Genomic DNA, 16497 nt, shown 5'->3' on the forward strand with positions numbered 1-16497 from the left:
TATGTCGTGCATCGGCGCGAACCGGGAGGCCCACCGTGCGCTCCATATGGAACGGCGCCATCTCCTTCGGCCTGGTCAGCATCCCGATCAAGCTGGTCAACGCCACCGAGAACCACTCGATCTCCTTCCGCCAGATCCACCTGGAGGACGGCGGCCGCATCCGCTACCACAAGGTGTGCGAGCTGGAGGACAAGGAGATCCCGAACGACGAGATCGGCAAGGGGTACGAGGAGGCCGACGGCTCGATCATCCCGATCACCGAGGACGATCTGGCCCAGCTCCCCATCCCCACGGCCAAGACGATCGAGATCGTCGCCTTCGTGCCGTCCGACCGGATCGACCCGCTCCAGATGGGCACGGCCTACTACCTCCAGACGAACGGCGCCCAGGCCGCCAAGCCGTACACACTGCTGCGCGAGGCGCTCAAGCGGAGCAACAAGGTGGCCATCGCCAAGTTCGCGCTGCGCGGCCGCGAGCGGCTCGGCATGCTGCGGGTCGTCGAGGACGTCATCGCGATGCACGGACTGCTCTGGCCCGACGAGATCAGGGCCCCCGAGAACGCCGCCCCCGACGCCGAGGTCACGGTCCGCGACGCCGAACTCGATCTCGCGGACGCCCTGATGGACACCCTCGGCGAGGTCGACATGGACTCGCTCCACGACGACTACCGGGAGGCCGTCGAGGAGATGATCGAGGCGAAGACCTCCGGCACGGAACCCGTGGCGCCCCGGAAGAAGTCCGAAGGCGGCGGCAAGGTCATCGACCTCATGTCGGCCTTGGAGAGCAGCGTCCGCGCCGCCAAGAAGGCGCGCGACGAGGGCGAGGAGGGCGAGGACGTCGCCGAGGTGACGGAGCTGTCCTCCCGTTCCCGTACGAGCGGGAAGGCCGCCACGAAGAAGTCGCCGGCGAAGAAGGCCGCGCCCGCCAAGAAGTCGGCCCCGGCGAAGAAGACCACGGCGGCGAAGAAGACGACCGCCAAGAAGACGACAGCGGCCAAGAAGAGCACGACGGCCAAGAAGACCAGCACCGCCAGGAAGTCGACGGCCTCGGCAAAGAAGAAGCCGACGCCTCGCAAGAAGGCGTCGGCTTAGGGAGCGGTCCCGCGCGGGGCCTATCGGCTCCGTGCCAGCTTGGCGGCGTCCCGCTTGAACGCCCACTCCATCTTCGGCTCCATCACGAACCGGAACATCCGCTGCACCGGTGGCGTGCAGAGCACGGTGATGAGGGCGGCGGCGAACAGCGTCACCACGACCTCACCCCACGGGGTGTGCACCCAGTCCACCTCGTACCAGTCCCAGAAGCGGGAGCCCTTGGCGACGAAGCCGTGCAGCAGGTAGCCGTACAGCGTGCCCGCGCCGAGCGCCGTGAACCAGAGCTTGCGGCCCGGCACCCACGCGAAGAAGCAGGCCGTGAGGATCACCGAGCAGCCGAACATGGCCAGCGTCATGACGATGCCGGTCCAGCCCGGGGCGCCCAACTCCTGCGCGCTGTCCCGGTGGTACGTCCACGCGGCGGTCATCCGCGGCGCCGCCCAGTACGCGAACAGCAGGGCACCGGCGAACACCGGAACCGCGATGATCCGCGCCTCCTTGCGGCGCACCAGCTGGAAGTGCTCCGGCTTCAGGCACAGGCCGAGCACGAAGAACGGCAGGAACTGGAGCAGGCGCTGCATGTCCAGGTCGTCGCCGATGCTGGGGGAGACCGAGGCGAGCGCGGCGATGCCGAGCGCCACCGGCAGCGGCCAGCGGATCGTCTTCCAGATCGGCGTGCTCAGGCGCCACACGAACAGCGAGACGAGGAACCAGGTGAGGTACCAGGGGTCCAGGAGGCTGAAGTCGTAACCGGGGTCGTCACCCGCGTACCGCTTGAAGAGCGTGTAGACGACCTCGAACACCACGTACGGCACCGCCACACCCGTGATCAGCCGCTTCAGCCGCGCCGGGCTCGCGTCGAACGACCGCGAGAAGTAGCCGGAGATGACGATGAACGCCGGCATGTGGAAGGTGTAGACCGTGATGTAGAGCGCGGACGCCGCCCGGCTCCCGTCGCGCAGCGGCTCCCAGGAGTGGCCCATCGCGACCAGGACGATCGCCAGGTACTTGGCGTTGTCGTAGAACGCGTCCCTCGCCTTGCCGGACTTCTTCGCCGCGGCGGCGTTCGGGGTGGCCGCATGTCTCCGGGACGGAGGGCTCGCGGGCTGTGCGACGGCGTCCTGCTGATCGGGCAGCGGGGCCCGATGAGCCGCGAGCTGTACCGGTTCGCTCACGATCCCTCCCGTTGGGAACCCCGGCTACCGGATACGCATCTTCCTGGATTTGTGAGGTTCAAGTGGCTGCGAGACATCGACCGAACCGTAGTCATGCGGTGGGGCACGAGTAAACCTGGATCGGGCCCGCGTGGCGGCTCTCACAGTCCTGAGCAGGAATGACAATCACTCAAACGTGTTGGCTGACGGTCGCCGTAGCGAGAAGTCGACAACGGCCGAAAATACGCCTTACGGAAACCTCACCCCAGGCCGGCCTCCGCGACCCGCAACAGCAGCCCGTGCAGGGTCTCGCACTCCTCCGCGTCCAGCGGCGCGAGCAGTTCGCGTGTCACGCGCAGTCCCGCCTCGTCCGAACCGCGTAGAAAGTCCCGCCCCTGGTCGGTCAGTACGACGATCCGGGTGCGGCGGTCGCCGGGAGCGGGCCGCCGCTCGACGAACGACGCCTTCTCCAAGTCGTCGACCAGGCCCACGATCGCGCTCGGGTCGTAGCCCAGTCGCGCGCTCAACTCCCGCTGCGGCGCGCCCTCTCCCGTGGCCAGAAATCGCAGTACGGCGTAGTGCCGCAGGCGCAGCCCCGACTCCTGCAACGAGGCGTTGAAAAGTTGTCCTGATCTCAGCCCGAGCCGGTACAGCAGATAGCCCGTGTCGGCGTGCAGCCCGCGCATCCATGGCTCGTGCGCGTCGATCGGGGCGGGGGTCATGCGGTCTCCCTGGGGTGGGCCTGCGGTGTGCCGCGCCAGTCTCTCGCACCCTGGGGTCGACGACAACTATTGACGTCACCAATTATTGCTCTTAGCTTCCTTCTTGCCCCCGATTCGTCCGGCAGGAAGGGACCCGCACGTGTCCATCGATCTCACCGGAAAGGCGGCCGTCGTCACCGGCGCCGGCCGCGGCCTCGGCCTCTCCTACGCCCACGCCCTCGCCGCCCACGGCGCCTCCGTCGTCGTCAACGACGTCGACGAGGCGGTGGCAGAGGCGGCCGTGAAGTCCATCCGGGAGGCGGGCGGCACGGCCGTCGCCGAGGTCGTCCCGGTCGGCACGGCCGAGGCCGCGGACCGTCTGGTGGCGCGGGCCGTGAGCGAGTTCGGCCGCCTCGACGTCCTCGTCACCAACGCCGGCATCCTGCGCGACAAGGTGCTGTGGAAGATGACCGACGAGGACTTCGACGCCGTCGTCACCACCCACCTCAAGGGCACCTTCACCTGCGCCCGCGCCGCCGCCGTCCGGATGCGCGAGCAGGGCGAGGGCGGCACCCTCGTCCTCGTCGGCTCGCCCGCGGGACAGCGGGGCAATTTCGGCCAGACGAACTACGCCGCCGCCAAGGCCGGCATCGTCGCCATGGCCCGCACCTGGTCGATGGAGCTGGCCCGCGCGGACATCACGGTCAACGCGATCGTCCCCGTCGCCGCGACCGCCATGACCGAGACCATCCCGGCCTTCGCCCCCTACGTCGAGGCCCTCCGCGGCGGCGAACCGCTCCCGTCCTTCCTCCGCAAGGGCGAGGGCTTCGGCACCCCCGAGGACTGCGCGGCCCTCGTCCCCTTCCTCGCGTCGGACGCGGCCCGCGCCGTCACGGGCCAGGCCATCGGCATCGGCGGCGACCGCCTCACCCTCTGGTCCCACCCGCAGGAGATCAGGGCGGCCTACGCGGACGGGGGCTGGACCCCCGACACGCTCGCCGAGGCGTGGCCGACGTCGGTCGGCGCCGAACTCCAGACGGTCGGCATCCCGGCTCCGAAGCTCCCGGGGGAGTGACCGCCATGAACATCGACGAACTGACGGCGATCGACGTCCACACCCACGCGGAGGTCTCGTCCAAGGGACACGCCTCCCTCGACGAGGACCTGCACGCGGCCTCGTCCGCGTACTTCAAGACCGAGGGCAACCGGAAGCCCACGCTCGAGGAGATGGCCGCGTACTACCGCGAGCGCCGGATGGCCGCGGTCGTCTTCACGGTCGACGCCGAGTCCGCGACGGGCACGCCGCCGGTCCCCAACGAGGAGGTGGCCGAGGCGGCCGCCGCCAACCCCGACGTCTTCATCCCCTTCGCCTCGATCGACCCGTTCCGCGGCAGGGCGGGAGTGAAGCAGGCCCGCCGTCTGGTCGAGGAGTACGGAGTCAAGGGCTTCAAGTTCCACCCCTCCATCCAGGGCTTCTTCCCCAACGACCGCGCGGTGGCCTACGACCTCTACGAGCTGATCGAGGAAACCGGCACCATCGCCCTCTTCCACACCGGCCAGACCGGCATCGGCGCGGGCGTCCCCGGAGGCGGCGGAATCCGCCTGAAGTACTCCAACCCCCTGCACGTGGACGATGTCGCGGCCGACTTCCCGCACCTCAAGATCATCCTGGCCCACCCGTCCTTCCCCTGGCAGGACGAGGCCCTCGCCGTCGCGACCCACAAGCCCGGCGTGCACATCGACCTCTCCGGCTGGTCCCCGAAGTACTTCCCGCCGCAGCTCATCCAGTACGCGAACACGCTCCTCAAGGACAAGGTCCTGTTCGGCTCCGACTACCCGGTCCTCACCCCCGACCGCTGGCTCGCCGACTTCGCGAAGCTCCAGATCAAGGACGAGGTCCGCCCCAAGATCCTCAAGGAGAACGCGGCCCGGCTGCTCGGGCTCACGAAGCCGTAGGAGGCTCGGATGCGCAACGAGGGACTGGGGTCGTGGCCCGCACGCCGGGCCCGCAAGACCCCGCACCGCACCGCCCTGATCCACAACGGCACGACGTACACGTACGCGGACCTGCACGCCCGCACCACCCGCCTCGCCCATGCCCTGCGCGCCCGGGGCGTCCGCCGCGGCGACCGCGTCGCGCATCTCGGCCCGAACCACCCCTCGTACCTGGAGACGCTGTTCGCGGCGGGCACCCTCGGCGCGGTCTTCGTCCCGCTCAACACGCGCCTGTCGACACCCGAACTCGCCTACCAGATAAGGGACTCAGGAGCGACAACCCTCCTCCACACGGGCCACACGGAGGCGGCGACGGCCTTGTCCGTCCCTCTGACGATCGAGGCCGAGGGCCCGTCCTACGACGAGTTGCTCGCATCGGCCCCTTCCGACCCGATCGACGAGGCGGTCGCCGCCGACGACGTCTGCCTCATCATGTACACCTCGGGCACGACGGGCCGCCCCAAGGGTGCGATGCTCACGCACGCCAACCTGACCTGGAACGCGGTCAACGTCCTGGTCGACCACGACCTGATCGCCGACGAGGTGGCCCTGGTCTCGGCGCCGCTCTTCCACACGGCGGGCCTGAACATGCTGACGCTGCCGGTATTCCTGAAGGGCGGCACGTGCGTCCTGGTCGAGTCCTTCGACCCGGCGGCAACGTTCGATCTGTTGCAGCGCCATCGAGTCACCTTCATGTTCGGCGTGCCGACGATGTTCGACCTGCTGGCCCGCCAGCCCGCGTGGGAGACGGCGGACCTCTCCTCCCTGCGCATCTTGACCTGCGGCGGAGCCCCCGTCCCACCGCCCCTCATCTCGACGTACCAGGAACGCGGCCTCACCTTCCTCCAGGGCTACGGCATGACGGAGGCGGCCCCCGGCACCCTCTTCCTCGACGCGGAGCACGCGGTGAGCAAGGCGGGCTCGGCGGGCGTGCCGCACTTCTTCAGCGACGTGCAGGTGGTGGGGCCCGACCTGGCGCCGGTGGGCGTCGGCGAGACGGGCGAGGTGGTGGTCCGCGGCCCGCACGTGATGCCGGGCTACTGGGGCCTGCCGGCGGAGACCGAGGCGGCCTTCACCGACGGCTGGTTCCGGACGGGCGACGCGGCGCGCGTGGACCCGGACGGCTACGTCACGATCGTCGACCGCTTCAAGGACATGATCATCTCCGGCGGCGAGAACATCTACCCCGCCGAGATCGAGGCCGCCCTCCTGGCCCACCCCGACGTGGCCGAGTGCGCGGTGATCGGCGTCCCCGACGCCAAATGGGGCGAGGTCCCCAGAGCAGTGGTGGTCCCGGCCCCCGGATCAACCCCGGACGCGTCGGCCCTCCTGTCCTCCCTCACCGGCCAGTTGGCGAAGTACAAGATCCCCAAATCCCTGACCTTCACGGACGAACTCCCGCGCACGGCCTCGGGAAAGCTCATCAAATCCCGCCTGCGGGACACCTACGCACAGAACGGCTGACGAGCATGCCCCTCACGGTGAACGGCCTGACCGAACTCAAGAAGCTGCCGGCCGGCACGGACCTCGGCACCAGCGACTGGCTGGAGATCACCCAGGACCGCATCAACACCTTCGCCGACGCCACGGGCGACCACCAGTGGATCCACGTCGACCCCGACCGCGCCGCCGCCGGCCCCTTCGGCGCCCCCATCGCCCACGGCTACCTCACCCTCTCCCTCTTCATCCCCCTCTTCACGTCCCTCCTGGACGTCGACAACGTCACCACCAAAATCAACTACGGCCTCAACAAGGTCCGCTTCCCGTCCCCCGTGAAGGCCGGCTCCCGCATCCGCCTGTCGGCATCCATCGCCTCGGTGGAAGAGGTCCCCGGCAACGGCGCCCAGATCACGATCGACGCGACAATAGAAATCGCCGATTCCCCGAAACCGGCGGCGGTCCTCCAGTCGGTGTCGCGCTTCTACGAGTGACGCACACGCAAAAAGACCCCGAACTCAGCGGCGAGGCTGGATTCGGGGTCTTCGGGCACCTACTACGAGGTGCCCCCGGCAGGATTCGAACCTGCGCACACGGCTCCGGAGGCCGTTGCTCTATCCCCTGAGCTACGGGGGCGTGTGCCGCGCTGTGCGTGGCGACGGAGAGAACACTACCAGCTCGGTCGGGGTTCTCAGGAACGGGTTACTGGGTCGCCGGTACGGGGCGGAAGTGGGGAAAACCCGGACGCGGTGGCCGGTGTCGACCTACTCTCGAGTTGTGCCAGGCGCGTCCGGCCGAGTCCTTGTCGTGGACGACAACAAGGTCATTCGGCAGCTGATCAGGGTCAATCTCGAGCTGGAGGGCTTCGAGGTCGTGACCGCGGCCGATGGTGCCGAGTGTTTGGACGTGATCGACCAGGTGGGGCCCGATGTCGTCACGCTGGACGTCGTCATGCCCCGGCTCGACGGGCTGCGCACCGCCGCCCGGCTCCGCAGTGATCCCCGTACGCGCGACCTGCCCATCGTCGTCGTCAGCGCCTGCACCCAGTACGAGGTGGAGAGCGGGCTCGAGGTCGGCGTGGACGCCTTCCTCGCCAAGCCCTTCGAGCCCGGTGAACTGGTGCGGGTCGTACGGCAGTTGAGTGAGCGGGGGCGTGGCGGGGGTGGTTCCGCTCACGCGGACGGCCCGGAGCAGGCCAGGCGGACCGCCGGAGCCTGAGCCCGGCGCCGGCGTCCGTATCGCGGACCTTCCGGGAAACCGAGTCGCCTACCCACCCCCCTCCTCCCATACGCTTGTCCCGTGACCCCCGCCGAGCTCTCCCGCACCGTCCTGCGCGCCGTCCGCCGCGCGGTCGACGACGGTGAGCTGGATGCTGCCGTGTGCACGGCCGGGCAGCGGGTCGTCGTCGAGCGGCCGAGGGCCGGGGGCACAGGGGACTACGCCACCAATGTCGCGCTCCAGCTCGCCCGCCCCGCGGGCCGGCCCCCGCGCCAGGTCGCCGAGATCCTCTCCCGTCGGCTGGGGGACAGCCCGGGGATCGAGGACGTCGTCGTCACCGGGCCCGGGTTCCTCAATTTCAGGATGGCGGAGCCCGGGGCCGCGTCCGGCGCGCTCGTCGCGGAGATTCTGGGCGGCGGGCATCGGTACGGGTTCGCCGAAGAAGCCACCGGCCAGGCCGTCCGGCTTCACGCCCCCCGCGACGTGCGCGCCCTCGTCGTCATGGATGCCGTCGGCAGGCTGTTGCGGTCGCAGGGGGTTTCCGTAAGGACCGTGTGCGCCGGGGCCCCCGGCCCCGAGTGGGCCGACCTGCTCGGCGTGCGTGTCGACGACGTCGGCGGGGCCGAACCCGGCGACATCGACATCCGCCCCGTGCCGGCCCCCGCCGACCCCACCCCCCTCGGCCGCGACGCCGCCCGCTGGGCGCTGCTGCACCCCGCAGGACACGATCACCCCCGCATCGGCGCCGAGCACCTCGACCGGCGCGAGGCCAATCCGCTCTTCCGCGTCCAGTACGCCCACGCCCGCAGCCGCGCCCTCACGCGCAACGCCGCCGACCTCGGATTCACGGCCGCCCCCGGCGACGTACCCGGGCAGCAGGACCTCCTCGCCGCCCTCGCCGACCGCCCCCGCATCCTCCGCGCCGCCGCCGAGCGGCACGCCCCCGACCGGCTTGCCCGGCACCTCGTCTCCGTCGCCGACACGTTCCTCGCGGAGCTCCACCCGTCCGTACTGCCCCAAGGCGAGGAGAAACCCTCGGCCGCCCACCGTGCCCGGCTCGCGCTCGCCGAAGCCGTCGGGACGGTGCTCGCAGGCGGCCTGACCCTGCTCGGCATCGACGCCCCCGCACATCTGTGACACAGAAGTAGACGAAGAGAGCCACCGCAGCCATGAGCCGTTCCGCACACCCCGCAGGCCCCCGCCACGCCGACGTGCTCCCCGAGGGGCACTGGAGCGCCCCGCCCGCCGACCTCAACGCCCTCGACCCGAAGGTGTGGGCGCAGACCGTGGCCCGCGCCGAGGACGGCTCGGTGTCCGTCGGCGGCGTCGAGGTCGCCCGGCTCGCCGAGGAGTTCGGCACCCCCGCGTACTTCCTCGACGAGGCCGACTTCAGGGCCAGGTGCGCCGCCTGGCGCGACGCCTTCGGGCCCGACGCCGACGTCTTCTACGCCGGCAAGGCCTTCCTCTCCCGCGCCGTCGTGCGGTGGCTGCACGAGGAGGGGCTGAACCTCGACGTGTGCTCCGGCGGCGAGCTGGCCACCGCGCTCTCCGCCGGGATGCCCCCCGAGCGCATCGCCTTCCACGGCAACAACAAGACCGAGGAGGAGATCGCCCGCGCGGTCCAGGCGGGCGTCGGGCGCATCGTCCTCGACTCCTTCCAGGAGATCGTGCGCGTCTCCCACATCGCCGACGGCCTCGGCAAGCGGCAGCGCGTGCAGATCCGCGTCACGGTCGGCGTCGAGGCGCACACCCACGAGTTCATCGCGACCGCGCACGAGGACCAGAAGTTCGGCATCGCGCTCGCCGACGGACAGGCCGCGGAAGCCGTGCGGCGCGCGCTCAAGCTCGACGGCATTGAGCTCATCGGCATTCACTCGCACATCGGGTCGCAGATCTTCGACATGGCGGGTTTTGAAGTCGCCGCACGCCGCGTCGTCGGACTGCTCGCCGAGATCCGCGACGAGCACGGCGTCGAGCTGCCCGAGATCGACCTCGGCGGCGGCCTCGGCATCGCGTACACGAGCGATGACGACCCGCGCGAGCCGCACGAGATCGCCAAGGCGCTCAACGAGATCGTGAGCCGTGAGTGCGAGGCCGCGTCCCTGCGGACTCCTCGCATCTCCGTCGAGCCGGGGCGCGCCATCGTCGGCCCGACCGCCTTCACGCTCTACACCGTCGGCACCGTCAAGCCGCTCGAAGGACTGCGGACCTACGTCTCCGTCGACGGCGGCATGTCCGACAACATCCGTACGGCCCTGTACGACGCCGAGTACACCGTCGCCCTCGTCTCCCGCCGCTCCGACGCCGAGCCGATGCTCGTCCGCGTCGTCGGCAAGCACTGTGAGAGTGGCGACATTGTCGTGAAGGACGCGTTCCTGCCCGCCGACGTCGCCGCCGGTGACCTGATCGCCGTGCCGGCCACCGGCGCGTACTGCCGCTCCATGGCCAGCAACTACAACCACGCGCTTCGCCCGCCCGTCGTCGCCGTCCGCGACGGCGAGGCCCGGGTGATCGTCCGCCGCGAGACGGAGGAAGATCTCCTGCGTCTCGACGTCGGATAAATGAAATCTACGTCTCACGATCCGGACCGGGGGCTGAAACCCCGGTCCGGTGGGTGAGACTGGACCCACCGCAGAAATACGAAGCAGTAGAGGAAACGAGGTCGGATGATGCGTACGCGTCCGCTGAAGGTGGCGCTGCTGGGCTGTGGGGTTGTCGGCTCAGAGGTGGCGCGCATCATGACGACGCACGCCGACGACCTCGCCAACCGGATCGGCGCCCCCGTCGAGCTCGCGGGAGTGGCCGTGCGGCGGCCCGACCGTGTGCGTGAGGGAATCGATCCCGCACTGGTCACCACCGACGCCACCGCGCTCGTGAAACGCGGCGACATCGACGTCGTGGTCGAGGTGATCGGTGGCATCGAGCCCGCCCGCTCCCTCATCACGACCGCGTTCGAGCACGGCGCCTCCGTCGTCTCCGCCAACAAGGCGCTCGTCGCCCAGGACGGCGAGGCCCTGCACGCCGCCGCCGTCGAGCACGGTGAGGACCTCTATTACGAGGCCGCGGTCGCCGGGGCGATTCCGCTGGTCAGGCCGCTGCGGGAGTCGCTCGCGGGCGACAAGGTCAACCGTGTCCTCGGCATCGTCAACGGGACGACCAACTTCATCCTCGACGCCATGGACACCACCGGCGCCGGCTACCAGGAAGCGCTCGACGAGGCGACCGCCCTCGGGTACGCCGAGGCCGACCCGACCGCCGACGTCGAGGGCTTCGACGCCGCCGCCAAGGCCGCCATCCTCGCCGGGATCGCCTTCCACACCCGCGTACGTCTCGACGACGTGTACCGCGAGGGCATGACCGAGGTGACCGCCGCCGACTTCGCGTCCGCGAAGCAGATGGGCTGCACCATCAAGCTGCTCGCGATCTGCGAGCGGGCCGCCGACGGGCGGTCCGTCACCGCCCGCGTGCACCCCGCGATGATTCCGCTCAGCCACCCGCTCGCCTCCGTGCGCGGCGCCTACAACGCCGTGTTCGTCGAGGCCGAGGCCGCGGGCCAGCTGATGTTCTACGGGCCCGGGGCCGGCGGCTCGCCGACCGCGTCCGCCGTACTCGGCGACCTCGTCGCCGTATGCCGCAACCGCCTCAATGGTGCGACGGGACCCGGCGACTCCGCGTACACGCAGCTGCCCGTCTCGCCGATGGGCGATGTCGTGACGCGGTACCACATCAGCCTCGACGTGGCCGACAAGCCCGGCGTTCTCGCGCAGGTGGCGACGGTCTTCGCCGAGCACGGTGTCTCCATCGACACCGTGCGTCAGTCGGGGAAGGACGGCGAGGCATCGCTCGTCGTCGTCACCCATCGCGCGGCGGACGCGGCCCTCACCGGGACCGTGGACGCGCTGCGTCAGCTCGACACCGTGCGCGGTGTCGCCAGCATCATGCGTGTTGAAGGGGAGTAGCAGGGATGACCGGAATGACCCACCAGTGGCGCGGCATCATCGAGGAGTACCGGGACCGGCTCCCGGTGACCGACACCACGCCGGTCGTGACACTGCGCGAGGGCGGCACGCCGCTCGTACCGGCGCAGATGCTCTCCGAGCGCACCGGCTGTGAGGTGCACCTGAAGGTCGAGGGTGCCAACCCGACCGGCTCCTTCAAGGACCGCGGGATGACCATGGCCATCACGAAGGCCAAGGAGGAGGGCGCGCAGGCCGTCATCTGCGCCTCCACCGGCAACACCTCGGCCTCCGCCGCCGCGTACGCCGTGCGCGCCGGCATGGTCTGCGCCGTCCTCGTGCCGCAGGGCAAGATCGCGCTCGGCAAGATGGGCCAGGCGCTGGTCTACGGCTCGAAGATCCTCCAGGTCGACGGCAACTTCGACGACTGCCTCAACCTCGCCCGCGGCCTCTCCGAGAACTACCCGGTGGCGCTGGTGAACTCGGTCAACCCGTTCCGCATCGAGGGCCAGAAGACCGCCTCGTTCGAGATCGTGGACGCCCTCGGCGACGCGCCCGACATCCACGTGCTGCCCGTCGGCAACGCCGGCAACATCACGGCCTACTGGAAGGGCTACAAGGAGTACGCCGCCGACGGCGTCGCCTCCCGTACGCCCCGGATGTGGGGCTTCCAGGCCTCCGGTTCCGCGCCGATCGTGCGCGGCGAGGTCGTCAAGGACCCGTCGACGATCGCCACCGCGATTCGCATCGGCAACCCCGCGTCGTGGCAGCACGCGCTCGCCGCGCGCGACGAGTCGGGCGGCTTCATCGACGAGGTGACGGACCGTGAGATCCTGCGCGCCTACAAGCTGTTGGCGTCCCAGGAGGGTGTCTTCGTCGAGCCTGCGTCCGCCTCGTCGGTCGCCGGTCTGCTGAAGGCGGCCGAGCAGGGCAAGGTCGACCCGGGCCAGAAGATCGTCTGCACCGTCACGGGCAACGGCCTGAAGGACCCGGACTGGGCCGTCGCCGGCGCCCCGCAGCCCGTCACCGTGCCGGTCGACGCCGCCGCGGCAGCCGAGCGCCTCGGCCTCGCCTGATCCCCGAAGCGTTCTCCAGCGATCTCCTTAGGCGACGTTGACACCTCGTCAACTGGGCTTTTCCGTACAGGGGGTGCACAGGGGGCTTACGACACGTATCGTGCGCCTCCTGTGCGCCCTATGTCGCCACTGAACCTTCCTTCGATAGGCTGTATCCAACCCGCCCACCGCGCATATGCCGCGGTGCTGCCGCCGTTCTGTCGATCGCGGCCCGGGTGTCGACGCACGCTCCACCACACATCGACGCATCACAAGACATCGGAAGTTCTCGAAACATCCCGCAGCTCAAGGAGAGTCATCCAGCGATGGCCGGTCCTGCTTTCCGCGCCGCCGCCGTAAGGGTGCGCGTTCCCGCCACCAGCGCCAATCTCGGCCCGGGTTTCGACTCGCTGGGCCTGTCGCTGGGGCTCTACGACGACGTGGTCGTCAGGGTCGCCGACTCCGGGCTGCACATCGACATCGCGGGTGAGGGTTCCGACACCCTGCCCCGCGACGAGTCGCACCTTCTCGTACGCGCCCTGCGCACGGCCTTCGACGCCCTCGGCGGACAGCCGCGCGGCCTCGAGATCGTCTGCGCCAACCGCATCCCGCACGGCCGCGGCCTCGGCTCCTCCTCCGCCGCGATCGTCGCGGCCGTGGTCGCCGCCCGCGCCGTGACCATAGGCGGGAACGCGCTGCTCGACGACGCGGCGCTGCTCGAACTCGCCACCGAGATCGAGGGCCACCCCGACAACGTGGCCCCCTGCCTGCTCGGCGGCTTCACCATCGCGTGGACCGAGACCGGCGCGGGCCGCGCGATCCGGCTCGACGCGGACCCCTCCGTCGTCCCGGTGGTCTTCGTCCCCGGGAAGCCCGTCCTCACCGAAATGGCGCGAGGACTCCTGCCGCGCTCCGTCCCGCACGTGGACGCCGCGGCCAACGCGGGCCGGGCGGCCCTGCTCGTCGAGGCCCTGACCAGGCGCCCCGAGCTGCTGCTCCCGGCCACCGAGGACCGTCTGCACCAGGAGTACCGGGCGCCCGCGATGCCGGAGAGCGCCGCCCTGGTGGAGCGGCTGCGGGCCGACGGGGTGCCCGCGATGATCTCCGGGGCGGGGCCGACGGTCCTCGCCCTGGTGGAGGAAGAAACGGCCGACAAGGTCGCCCGGCTGGCCGGGGAGGGCTGGGCCGCGAACCGGCTCGCCCTCGACGTCGACGGAGCGAGCGTGCTGCCGCTTGGCTCCTGACACCCGGTTGCCGGAATACGAGAGGGGGAATGTTTGTTGGATCCGGTAGTGTTAACCTCAAGTCTGCACCCGGCCCTACCATGGCGAGGTGCTGTGTGTCCCCGTCAGGGACAATTCTTCCGGGAGCCTCCCCAGCAATTCCGCGCATCTTTCTCGTCCGTCGGGACGTGGCGCTGAAGAGCGGCGAGCACGCTCCGGAACCGGCTTGACCGAGCCGCGTGACACAGAAATCCAGTGCATTCGCGGAATCGGGCAACGTCGTCACCACCGAATTCTTCCGCCTCAGTGGCGGACAACCGCCCCGGCACGGTCCGTACAGGCAGGACCCCCCGCCGGACAGCACAACCGGTCGCCGAGCCAGACAGGCCGACGTCCGCTCCAGGGAAGGACCCTTCGTGAGCGACACCACCGATCTGATGGGCGTGACTGCCGACAGCTCCGCTGCCGCGCCCGCCGCGTCCTCTGCGGACGCCTCCGCCGCGCCCGCCGCCGGTGCTTCGGGCTCCCGGCGGCGCCGCGGCACCGGCCTTGACGGCATGGTGCTGGCCGAGCTGCAGCAGGTCGCATCGGGCCTCGGAATCAAGGGCACCGCGCGGATGCGCAAGAGCCAGCTGATCGAGGTCATCAAGGAGGCGCAGTCCGGGGGAGGCAACGCGCAGGCCCCCGCGAAGAGCGCCGACGCCGCCGAGACGAAGCCGAAGCGGCGGGCCACCTCGAAGGCCCGCACCGGCGAGGAGTCCCCGGCCGAGGCCGCGCCCGCGAAGTCGGGCGGCAAGGCCGACAAGGCGCAGCAGGCCGAGGCGGGCGACGCCAAGGCGAAGAAGTCCTCCGCCCAGCAGCAGATCGAGATCCCCGGTCAGGGCGCGGGCGACGAGCAGCCGGCCGGTGAGCGCCGTCGCCGCCGGGCCACCGCCGACGCGGGCAGCCCCGAGACGGTCTCCTCGGAGGCGAAGTCCGAGGGCCGCCAGGACAAGCAGGACCGCCAGCAGGACAAGCAGGACGGCGGCGACGGATCCAAGGGCGACGGCCAGGACGGCGGCAACCACGAGGGTCGCCGCGACCGTCGCGACCGTGACCGCCAGGGCGGCCGTGGCGGCCGTGACCGTGACCGCCGCGGCGGCAAGGGCGACGACCAGGGCAACAACCAGGGCGGCGGCCGACAGCAGCAGCAGGGCGGCGGCCGGAACAACAACCAGCAGGACGACGGCTACGACGACGACGGCGGCGGTCGCCGCGGTCGCCGGGGCCGCTACCGCGACCGCCGTGGCCGTCGCGGCCGCGAGGACTTCGGCAACGAGCCGCAGATCTCCGAGGACGACGTCCTGATCCCCGTCGCGGGCATCCTCGACATCCTCGACAACTACGCCTTCATCCGTACGTCGGGCTACCTGCCGGGTCCCAATGACGTCTACGTCTCGCTGGCCCAGGTCCGCAAGAACGGCCTGCGCAAGGGCGACCACGTCACCGGCGCCGTGCGGCAGCCGAAGGAGGGCGAGCGCCGCGAGAAGTTCAACGCGCTGGTCCGCCTCGACTCCGTCAACGGCATGGCGCCCGAATCCGGGCGCGGGCGGCCGGAGTTCAACAAGCTGACGCCGCTGTACCCGCAGGACCGCCTCCGCCTGGAGACGGACCCGGGCGTGCTGACGACCCGCATCATCGACCTCGTCTCGCCCATCGGCAAGGGCCAGCGCGGTCTGATCGTGGCCCCGCCGAAGACCGGCAAGACCATGATCATGCAGGCGATCGCCAACGCGATCACGCACAACAACCCCGAGTGCCACCTGATGGTCGTCCTGGTCGACGAGCGTCCGGAAGAGGTCACCGACATGCAGCGGTCGGTGAAGGGCGAGGTCATCTCCTCGACCTTCGACCGTCCCGCCGAGGACCACACCACGGTCGCCGAGCTCGCCATCGAGCGCGCCAAGCGCCTCGTGGAGCTGGGCCACGACGTCGTCGTGCTGCTCGACTCGATCACCCGCCTGGGCCGCGCGTACAACCTCGCCGCCCCGGCCTCCGGACGCATCCTGTCCGGTGGTGTCGACTCGACCGCCCTGTACCCGCCGAAGCGCTTCTTCGGTGCGGCCCGCAACATCGAGGACGGCGGTTCGCTGACCATCCTCGCCACCGCCCTGGTGGACACCGGGTCCCGCATGGACGAGGTCATCTTCGAGGAGTTCAAGGGCACCGGCAACGCCGAGCTCAAGCTCGACCGCAAGCTCGCCGACAAGCGCATCTTCCCGGCGGTGGACGTGGACGCGTCCGGTACCCGCAAGGAAGAGATCCTGCTCGGCAGCGACGAGCTGGCGATCACCTGGAAGCTGCGTCGCGTGCTGCACGCGCTCGACCAGCAGCAGGCGATCGAGCTGCTGCTCGACAAGATGAAGCAGACGAAGTCCAACGCGGAGTTCCTGCTGCAGATCCAGAAGACGACGCCGACGCCGGGCAACGGCAACGACTGACGCTTCACCGCGCTCCACAGGGCTGGGCCCCGCCGCACCACGCGGCGGGGCCCAGCCCTTTTCCGCCTGGTCGGCGCGGATCGGGGCACTCGTGGCGCGGAGACCTTCACCACACGTATAAGGCTCTGTGCCTTCTGTGAAGCATGCGGCACATGGGCGTGAAAGTGCAGGTGAGAGGGTTGCGGTG

14 protein-coding genes and 1 tRNA gene are annotated in these 16497 nt (G+C 70.2%); 12 read left to right on the top strand and 3 right to left on the bottom strand.

What is annotated here, in order from left to right; translation table 11 throughout:
* Positions 1-35 precede the first annotated feature (35 nt).
* Positions 36-1091: a non-homologous end joining protein Ku gene (ku, locus tag ACTWJ8_RS25875; protein ID WP_443260399.1), complete on the top strand. Its 1056-nt coding sequence runs from the start codon at positions 36-38 to the stop codon at positions 1089-1091.
* Positions 1092-1111: 20 nt separating this feature from the next.
* Here ku and ACTWJ8_RS25880 read toward each other — a convergent pair whose 3' ends face one another.
* Together ACTWJ8_RS25880 and ACTWJ8_RS25885 are read right to left on the bottom strand one after the other, a co-directional pair.
* A complete protein-coding gene (locus tag ACTWJ8_RS25880) occupies positions 1112-2266 on the bottom strand; it encodes an acyltransferase family protein (protein WP_356373967.1) in 1155 nt (384 codons plus the stop codon).
* Positions 2267-2505: 239 nt separating this feature from the next.
* Entirely contained in the window at positions 2506-2967 is a 462-nt protein-coding gene (locus ACTWJ8_RS25885; protein WP_356373966.1) for a MarR family winged helix-turn-helix transcriptional regulator, read from the bottom strand.
* A 139-nt stretch (positions 2968-3106) separates the two neighbouring features.
* Here ACTWJ8_RS25885 and ACTWJ8_RS25890 point away from each other — a divergent pair, with 139 nt between their 5' ends.
* The 4 genes from ACTWJ8_RS25890 to ACTWJ8_RS25905 are packed head-to-tail and all read left to right on the top strand — an operon-like array spanning position 3107 to position 6872.
* Entirely contained in the window at positions 3107-4021 is a 915-nt protein-coding gene (locus tag ACTWJ8_RS25890) for an SDR family NAD(P)-dependent oxidoreductase (protein WP_356373965.1), read from the top strand.
* Between the two features lie 5 nt (positions 4022-4026).
* Complete coding sequence (locus ACTWJ8_RS25895) at positions 4027-4902, top strand: amidohydrolase family protein (RefSeq protein WP_443260400.1); 876 nt, start codon at positions 4027-4029, stop codon at positions 4900-4902.
* 9 nt (positions 4903-4911) lie between these two features.
* Entirely contained in the window at positions 4912-6405 is a 1494-nt protein-coding gene (gene menE / locus ACTWJ8_RS25900) for an o-succinylbenzoate--CoA ligase (protein WP_443260401.1), read from the top strand.
* A 5-nt stretch (positions 6406-6410) separates the two neighbouring features.
* A complete protein-coding gene (locus ACTWJ8_RS25905; protein ID WP_356373962.1) occupies positions 6411-6872 on the top strand; it encodes a MaoC family dehydratase in 462 nt (153 codons plus the stop codon).
* A 70-nt stretch (positions 6873-6942) separates the two neighbouring features.
* Here ACTWJ8_RS25905 and ACTWJ8_RS25910 read toward each other — a convergent pair.
* Positions 6943-7014 (bottom strand) — tRNA-Arg (locus ACTWJ8_RS25910).
* Between the two features lie 93 nt (positions 7015-7107).
* Here ACTWJ8_RS25910 and ACTWJ8_RS25915 point away from each other — a divergent pair.
* From ACTWJ8_RS25915 to rho, 7 genes are all read left to right on the top strand, one after another.
* A complete protein-coding gene (locus ACTWJ8_RS25915; protein WP_443260402.1) occupies positions 7108-7596 on the top strand; it encodes a response regulator in 489 nt (162 codons plus the stop codon).
* Between the two features lie 81 nt (positions 7597-7677).
* On the top strand, positions 7678-8733 hold the full coding sequence (nrtL, locus tag ACTWJ8_RS25920) for an ArgS-related anticodon-binding protein NrtL (RefSeq protein WP_443260403.1): 1056 nt from the start codon (positions 7678-7680) through the stop codon (positions 8731-8733).
* Positions 8734-8765: 32 nt separating this feature from the next.
* The gene (gene lysA / locus ACTWJ8_RS25925) at positions 8766-10157 is read left to right on the top strand and encodes a diaminopimelate decarboxylase (RefSeq protein ID WP_443260404.1); all 1392 of its coding nucleotides are present in this window, start codon (positions 8766-8768) and stop codon (positions 10155-10157) included.
* Between the two features lie 105 nt (positions 10158-10262).
* Positions 10263-11555 carry a homoserine dehydrogenase gene (locus ACTWJ8_RS25930; RefSeq protein ID WP_356373958.1) on the top strand — a complete coding sequence of 431 codons (1293 nt, stop codon included), beginning with the start codon at positions 10263-10265 and terminating at the stop codon, positions 11553-11555.
* A 14-nt stretch (positions 11556-11569) separates the two neighbouring features.
* Complete coding sequence (thrC, locus tag ACTWJ8_RS25935) at positions 11570-12628, top strand: threonine synthase (protein WP_443264993.1); 1059 nt, start codon at positions 11570-11572, stop codon at positions 12626-12628.
* A 305-nt stretch (positions 12629-12933) separates the two neighbouring features.
* Positions 12934-13851: a homoserine kinase gene (gene thrB / locus ACTWJ8_RS25940; RefSeq protein ID WP_356373957.1), complete on the top strand. Its 918-nt coding sequence runs from the start codon at positions 12934-12936 to the stop codon at positions 13849-13851.
* A gap of 395 nt (positions 13852-14246) precedes the next feature.
* Positions 14247-16310, top strand: coding sequence for a transcription termination factor Rho (gene rho, locus ACTWJ8_RS25945; RefSeq protein ID WP_443260405.1), 2064 nt, complete (start codon positions 14247-14249; stop codon positions 16308-16310).
* The last annotated feature ends 187 nt before the right edge of the window (positions 16311-16497 follow it).

This window comes from Streptomyces sp. SDT5-1 (genome assembly GCF_052245995.1).
Taxonomy (GTDB): domain Bacteria; phylum Actinomycetota; class Actinomycetes; order Streptomycetales; family Streptomycetaceae; genus Streptomyces.

Excerpts from the sequence above, each read along its gene's own strand:
- ACTWJ8_RS25905 (WP_356373962.1), top strand. The coding sequence starts at position 6,411 with ATGCCCCTCACGGTGAACGGCCTGACCGAACTCAAGAAGCTGCCGGCC.
- thrC (WP_443264993.1), top strand. The coding sequence starts at position 11,570 with ATGACCCACCAGTGGCGCGGCATCATCGAGGAGTACCGGGACCGGCTC.
- ACTWJ8_RS25930 (WP_356373958.1), top strand. The coding sequence starts at position 10,263 with ATGATGCGTACGCGTCCGCTGAAGGTGGCGCTGCTGGGCTGTGGGGTT.
- thrB (WP_356373957.1), top strand. The coding sequence starts at position 12,934 with ATGGCCGGTCCTGCTTTCCGCGCCGCCGCCGTAAGGGTGCGCGTTCCC.
- ACTWJ8_RS25895 (WP_443260400.1), top strand. The coding sequence starts at position 4,027 with ATGAACATCGACGAACTGACGGCGATCGACGTCCACACCCACGCGGAG.
- lysA (WP_443260404.1), top strand. The coding sequence starts at position 8,766 with ATGAGCCGTTCCGCACACCCCGCAGGCCCCCGCCACGCCGACGTGCTC.
- menE (WP_443260401.1), top strand. The coding sequence starts at position 4,912 with ATGCGCAACGAGGGACTGGGGTCGTGGCCCGCACGCCGGGCCCGCAAG.
- ACTWJ8_RS25885 (WP_356373966.1), bottom strand. The coding sequence starts at position 2,967 with ATGACCCCCGCCCCGATCGACGCGCACGAGCCATGGATGCGCGGGCTG.